The organism is Streptomyces sp. NPDC043854 (genome assembly GCF_056436005.1).
On sequence record NZ_JBWKDK010000111.1, the window covers coordinates 1 to 5,895 of the forward strand.

At 69.2% G+C, this 5,895-nt stretch carries 7 protein-coding genes; 6 read left to right on the forward strand and 1 reads right to left on the reverse strand.

The annotated features are described in order from the left end of the window. Positions 1 to 179: 179 nt before the first annotated feature. Positions 180 to 629, reverse strand: a complete 450-nt coding sequence (locus AC068A_RS36990) for an SRPBCC family protein (RefSeq protein WP_478590687.1) — start codon at positions 627 to 629, stop codon at positions 180 to 182. 769 nt (positions 630 to 1,398) lie between these two features. Here AC068A_RS36990 and AC068A_RS36995 point away from each other — a divergent pair. The 6 genes from AC068A_RS36995 (at position 1,399) to AC068A_RS37020 (ending at position 5,654) form a co-directional block, all read left to right on the forward strand. Beyond that, entirely contained in the window at positions 1,399 to 2,292 is an 894-nt protein-coding gene (locus AC068A_RS36995) for an SDR family oxidoreductase (RefSeq protein ID WP_478590688.1), read from the forward strand. After that, positions 2,289 to 3,290 carry a PHP domain-containing protein gene (locus AC068A_RS37000; RefSeq protein ID WP_478590689.1) on the forward strand — a complete coding sequence of 334 codons (1,002 nt, stop codon included), beginning with the start codon at positions 2,289 to 2,291 and terminating at the stop codon, positions 3,288 to 3,290. The genes AC068A_RS36995 and AC068A_RS37000 overlap by 4 nt, the downstream gene beginning before the upstream one ends. Positions 3,291 to 3,691: 401 nt before the next feature. Beyond that, the gene (locus AC068A_RS37005) at positions 3,692 to 3,967 is read left to right on the forward strand and encodes an isoamylase early set domain-containing protein (protein ID WP_478590690.1); all 276 of its coding nucleotides are present in this window, start codon (positions 3,692 to 3,694) and stop codon (positions 3,965 to 3,967) included. A gap of 14 nt (positions 3,968 to 3,981) precedes the next feature. Beyond that, a complete protein-coding gene (locus tag AC068A_RS37010) occupies positions 3,982 to 4,458 on the forward strand; it encodes a hemerythrin domain-containing protein (protein WP_478590691.1) in 477 nt (158 codons plus the stop codon). A gap of 118 nt (positions 4,459 to 4,576) precedes the next feature. Then, positions 4,577 to 4,879: a hypothetical protein gene (locus AC068A_RS37015; protein WP_478590692.1), complete on the forward strand. Its 303-nt coding sequence runs from the start codon at positions 4,577 to 4,579 to the stop codon at positions 4,877 to 4,879. An 82-nt stretch (positions 4,880 to 4,961) separates the two neighbouring features. After that, positions 4,962 to 5,654 (forward strand): DUF6766 family protein, encoded by a 693-nt coding sequence (locus tag AC068A_RS37020; protein ID WP_478590693.1) that lies wholly within the window; start codon positions 4,962 to 4,964, stop codon positions 5,652 to 5,654. Positions 5,655 to 5,895: the final 241 nt, after the last annotated feature.

A 5,895-nucleotide genomic window follows, 5' to 3' on the forward strand; every position in this document is an offset into this window, starting at 1 on the left:
CGCCGGTGACCGTTCCCGCCTCCCTGACCTTTTCGTTCCAGGGTCTTTGGACGCTCTGGGTCGTGGGTGGTGGGGAAAAACCCGCCCCCCCGTGAGGCGGACGAGCTCGTCCGCCTCACGGGGGTGGGGAAGAACGCGCGCGGGGTTCCGGCCGCGGCCCAGACCCGGGTGTGGCCGACTTAGACGGTGCCGCGCCAAGCGCCGGTTTCGGTGCCGCGGTCTTCGATGAAGTGCTTGAAGCGCTTGAGGTCGCCCTTGACCCGGCGGTCGACGAAGCCGAGTTTGTCGCCGATGTTCTCGGCCATGCCTTCGGGGTTGAAGTCCATCATGAGGGTGACTTCGGTGTGGGCGGGGTCGATGGGCCGGAAAGTGACGACGCCGGACTGTTCGGTCTGGCCGCCGACGGTGACCCAGGCGACCTTGGTGTCGGGGATCTGCTCGGTGATCTCTGCGTCGAACTCGCGCTCGATCCCGCCCATCTTGGTGACCCAGTGGGTCAGGGTGTCGGTGCGCTGGTCGATGCGTTCGACGCCGTCCATGAACTGGGGGAACGACTCGAACTGGGTCCACTGGTTGTAGGCGGTCGTGACGGGGACGTCGACCTCGATGGATTCCTTCACCTGCGACATGACACGTCCAGACTTGTTCGGGAACGGACTTCTGCCGTCAACCCCACCCCAGGGGGTGGGCCGCGGCAGGGAACAGGAGGATGTCTTCCTCCTGTACCGCGCCTGCCCGGCGGTAAGCGGGGCACACCATCCGGCCGGGCATCGTTTCGCAGCAACCGGTCCTTCTGGCGCGCGGGCCGGGCGGCCCAGCGGTAAAGGCACTTCCGGCCGTTGGGTTGCCACCTGATCATGCAAGCGGTGGACGGGCGGTGGAGGTGCTCCGACTGGGGACCAAGAACGCCTCCACTGCCGGTCAGGACGGCCGTTGGCGTGCCGGGCTGAGGCTGGGGGCAGTGTGCTGTACCTGCCGGACCTGGGGCTCTGTGCCGGGGCCGGGCCCGGCGTTCCAGGGGGAGGGACTTACGCACGGGTCCGGCCTTGCAGGCTCCTGCCCGGAGCGTGGCCGCCCATGCCCATGCCGGAACGAATCGGGTCCGACCCTTGACCGTCTCGCCACACAGCGCGGGATACGCGGTGACGATTCGGGTAGCCGGACCACATGGACACCATCACCACGCCGCTGCGCGCCGTCGCCCTGATCTGCACGCTTTCGCCGCCGTAGCTTGCAGTTGCCGGCCGAGCAGGCCATGAACGCCCTGGCCCATCACGCCGTCACTGGGCGGCGTCCCTGTTCGAGGTGCACACGGGAGACACTGGCGCCATCGCGCCGCCTCTTCCCACCTTTCGGCCCGACACCCCCTTCCCCTGACCGTGCCCGAAGGAGCCTGCGATGTCCTCCCCTGACCAGCCCCGCCTCGCCGATCCGGTGTCGCTCCACGCCCGCCCGCCGTTCCCCAAGCAGGACCAAGACCACCCCGGCTCGACCGAATCCATGGATCCCCGCCCCGACCACGGCGAGGACTCCTACGAAGGCCACAGCCTGCTGAACGGGCGCAAGGCGCTGGTCACGGGAGGGGACTCCGGGATCGGGCGGGCCGTCTGCCTGGCCTTCGCACGGGAGGGCGCCGACGTCGTCTTCACCCACCTGGCCGAGGAAGCCGACGAAGCCGAGGAGACCGCCCGCCTGATCCGCGAGGCCGGCCGCACGGCGGTGGCCGTGGCCTGCGACATCCGGCACGAAGGCGAGTGCACCGCACTCGTCGAAAAGACGGTGGGCGAGCTGGGCGGCATCGACCTGCTGGTCAACAACGCCGCCTACCAGATGGCCCAGCCGGACGGGATCGAGGCGATCACCACCGAGCAGTTCGACCGGGTGATGAAGACCAACCTGTACGGGATGTTCTGGCTCACCAAGGCCGCGCTGGCCCACATGCCGCGCGGCGGCTCGGTGATCAACACCGCCTCCGTGCAGGGCTACCAGCCCAGCCCGCACCTCCTCGACTACGCCATGACGAAGTCCGCGATCATCTCCTTCACTCACAACCTTGCCCAGATGCTCGCCGGGCGCGGTATCCGGGTCAACGCGGTGGCGCCGGGGCCGGTCTGGACTCCGCTGATCCCGGCGACGATGCCCGACCCGACGAAGTTCGGCGAGCAGTCCCCGCTGGGCCGGCCCGCACAGCCAGCGGAGATGGCACCCGCGTACGTGTTCCTCGCCTCCGGCCAGGCCTCCTACATCACCGGTGAGATCGTCAACGCCACCGGCGGAACCCCCCTGCCGTGACCCCGGACGAAGCCCTGCGGAAGATCGCCTTCCTCCTCGAATGGCGCGGGGCGTCCCCGTACCGGGTGCGGGCCTTCCACACCGCGGCCGACGCCGTCCGCGACCTGCCACCGGGCCCGGTGGACGCCGCTCAGGCCATCCACATGCGCGGGGTGGGCCCGGTCACCGCCGAGGTGATCTCCCAGGCATCGACCGGTGCGATACCGCACTACCTCGCCCGGCTGCAGGCCGAGGCCGACCCGGGTGCCCGGGCAGGCTGGGACCTCGCGGCCGCGAGTACCGGGGACTGCCACCTGCACTCCGACTGGTCCGACGGCGGCAGCCCAATCGAGGACATGGCCGAGGCGGCTCGTGCCCTGGGCCACCAGTGGGCCGTTCTGACCGACCACTCGCCGCGGCTGACGATCGCCCACGGGCTGAGCCCGGACCGGCTGAGGAGACAATTGGAGGCCGTGGCCGAGCTGAACTCCAGGATGGGCCCGGATTTCCGGCTGCTCACCGGCATCGAGTGCGACATCCTCGACGACGGCTCCCTTGACCAGGACGAAGACTTGCTCGGCGGGCTCGACATGGTCGTGGCGTCCGTGCACTCCAAGCTCCGCTCGGAACCCGAACTGATGACCGCCCGGCTGCTGGCCGCGGTGCGCAACCCGCGCGTCGATGTCCTGGGGCACTGCACGGGACGGATCATCACCGGCCGGGGCCGCCCGCAGTCCCGCTTCGACGCTCAGGCCGTCTTCGCCGCGTGTGCGCAGACCGGTACCGCCGTGGAGATCAACTGCCGGCCCGAACGCCGCGACCCCCCGGACGACCTCCTCCTGCAGGCCGCCGCCGCGGGCTGCCTCTTCGCCGTGGACACCGACGCCCACGCCCCCGAACAGCTGCACTGGCAGAGCTCCGGTTACGCGCGCGCGGCACGGATAGGCCTGGGCGCGGACAGGCTGATCACCACCTGGCCGCTCGAACGGTTGCTGACGGCCAGAGGCGGCAGGCAGTGAACCACCCCGCCCACATGGCCCTGCCCCCCGGGGGCCGGGCCCGGGGTTTCAGGTGGAGGCCCCGCGCGCGGATCCGGCCTGGAAGGCTCCTGCCCCCAGGCCTGGCCGCGCATACCGATACCCGACGCTGGACCGGTTCGGCGCTGGATGTGGATCTGGCCGGTGCTGCTGAGTGTGCGTCCGGTCCGACTCCTGGCGTGGTCGTGACCGGGTGGGGCGGGCTGGCCCGCTGCGCGGCCGGTTGCTCTGGCAGCGCGGACAGCGGTCGTGGGGCTGGCCTCCTTGCGGGAGCCGGGCGGGTGAGGGGATCCGGCGTGGACGGCGTGTGCAGGGCTGCGCCGGTAATGACCGTGCGAGGGTGCTTGAGTTTCTGCCCGTTCCTTTCGTGGGGTGTTCCGCCGGTGCTCGAACGTAAACAGGTCAAGGGCCGTACGCAGGTCACCTTCGTCCTCCCCGAAGACGCCCCGCAGGGGCCGGTCAGTGTGGTGGGCGATTTCAACCACTGGAACCCCGCTGCCCACCCGCTTAAGTCCCGGGGCGATGGGACCCGGGCCGCAACGGTCGCTCTGCCCGCTCACGGCAGCCATTCCTTCCGCTACCTGGCCGTCGGCGACTACTGGTTCGACGATGAGCACGCCGACGGCCATGACGGCACCAACAGCCGTCTCCACACCTGAGAGGCGGGCCCGGGATGGATGCGATCGTTCTCCTGCGGGAGGACCACAAGACGGTCGAGAAGCTGTTCAAACGGTTTGAGAAGACCGGCGACGAGGACACCTCGGAGCGCCGTGGGATCGCCGACGAGGTGATCGAAGAACTCACCGTGCACGCGTGGATCGAGGAGCAGCACTTCTATCCCGCCGCCCGCGAGGCCGCTCCCGACACCACGGATCACATCCTGGAGAGCATCGAGGAGCATCACGCGGTTGTGTGGATGCTCTCGGAGCTGAAGGACATGGACCCCGGCGACGAGCGGTTCAAGGCGAAGATGAGCGTCCTGATGGAGCAGGTCCGCCACCACGTCGAGGAAGAGGAGCAGGACTGGTTCCCCGAGGTCCGCAAGGCAATGGGACGCAACCGCCTCGTCGAGCTCGGCGAGCGGATGGCGGCGGCGAAGGACGACGCGCCGCGGGATCCGCTGTCCGTCCCCAGTGCCGACTCGAAATGACACCCCGCGCCCCCTCGGGCCGCGCCGGCCGAGGACGCTCCTGCTGTGCGCGCTCGCCCTCGCGGCGTCCGCGTGTTCGGCGCCGGCGGCGCGGGAGGAGGCCGCGGGGCGGGCGGGAGTGGCTTTCGAAGCGGCCCTGGCGGCCGGTGATCACTTGCGGGCCTGCTCCCTGCTGGCTCCTGCCACCCGCCAGCAGCTGGAGCAGGAGGAACAGAAGGGCTGCGCGCAGGCGCTGGCGGCCGAGCAGCTGCCCCCGGCCGCGGGCCTGCGGAATGCCACCGCATATGGCAGGCAGGCCATGGTCCGGATGGGAGGCGACACCCTGTTCCTGTCGCTGTTTACCGGCGGGTGGAAGGTCGTGGCAGCGGGCTGCACACCTGATCCCGGCAAGCCCTACCAGTGCCTGATCAAGGGATCCTGACCGTGCGCGCCCTGTTCTTCCTCACCCTGGCCGTGATTCTGAGCGGGCTCGGCTACTTCATCACCATCGGAGTGCTCCAGCGATGACAGACGGCCGACGGGGCGGGAGTTTCTGGCGGGACAACAGCCTGACCCTGGCGTTCGGTGCAGCGTTCCTGGTGGTCCTGGTGTGCCAGGCGGTCTCCGGTCACGCTGAGTTCAATGAGCAGCTCATCGTGGACGGCCTGCAGCCGGTCGGCTTTGTCTATTACCTGACCACCTCGGACTTCGCTGTCGATGTGACGGAGAACTGGCAGTCGGAGTTCCTGCAGTTCTTCCTCTACATCTTCGGCACCGTGTGGCTGGTCCAGCGCGGCTCGCCGGAGTCGAAGAAGGTCCACAAGGTCGGCCGGGAAAGCGAGGAGGAGCAGCGCATGGGCGACCATGCCCGCAGTGATTCTCCCCGCTGGGCGGGCACCAAGGACTGGCGGCAGGTCGTGTACGCCCGCTCTTTGGGGATCGTGATGGGTGTCCTGTTCCTGCTGTCGTGGCTGGCGCAGTCCATCACCGGCACCGCCGCCTACAACAACCTGCAGCTCCGCGATCTTCAGGACCCCGTCTCCTGGACCGGCTATGTCGCCTCGGCGGACTTCTGGAACCGGACGCTGCAGAACTGGCAGTCCGAGCTCCTGGCCGTCGCGGCGATGGTCGTGCTGTCGATCTACCTGCGCCAGCGAGGTTCCCCGGAATCCAAGCCGGTCGGCGCCCCGCACGCCTCCACCGGTATCGAGGGCTGATGGCTCTTCCCGGCGGCCTGCGGCAGAAGACCCAGGGGATGTGTTTGCCGACGGGCTGTGCGCGCCCCCTGCCGCGGGGTGGCGGCTGTTGCGGTTATGCGGTTCAGTGGCCCAGTGCTTGCTTGAGTGGGCGTTAAGTCCGATCCTCCTCGGTTCGTGATCGCTCGATCGTGGTACTGATCGCGGTCCGGACCGCCTCGTGGGCATGTCCATGTTGAGATGCGGGGCGTGAAGAGAGAGC

What these genes read in the sequence shown, in the direction of transcription:
- AC068A_RS36990 (WP_478590687.1), bottom strand. Translation starts at nt 629, where the DNA reads ATGTCGCAGGTGAAGGAATCCATCGAGGTCGACGTCCCCGTCACGACC.
- AC068A_RS36995 (WP_478590688.1), top strand. Translation starts at nt 1,399, where the DNA reads ATGTCCTCCCCTGACCAGCCCCGCCTCGCCGATCCGGTGTCGCTCCAC.
- AC068A_RS37010 (WP_478590691.1), top strand. Translation starts at nt 3,982, where the DNA reads ATGGATGCGATCGTTCTCCTGCGGGAGGACCACAAGACGGTCGAGAAG.
- AC068A_RS37020 (WP_478590693.1), top strand. Translation starts at nt 4,962, where the DNA reads ATGACAGACGGCCGACGGGGCGGGAGTTTCTGGCGGGACAACAGCCTG.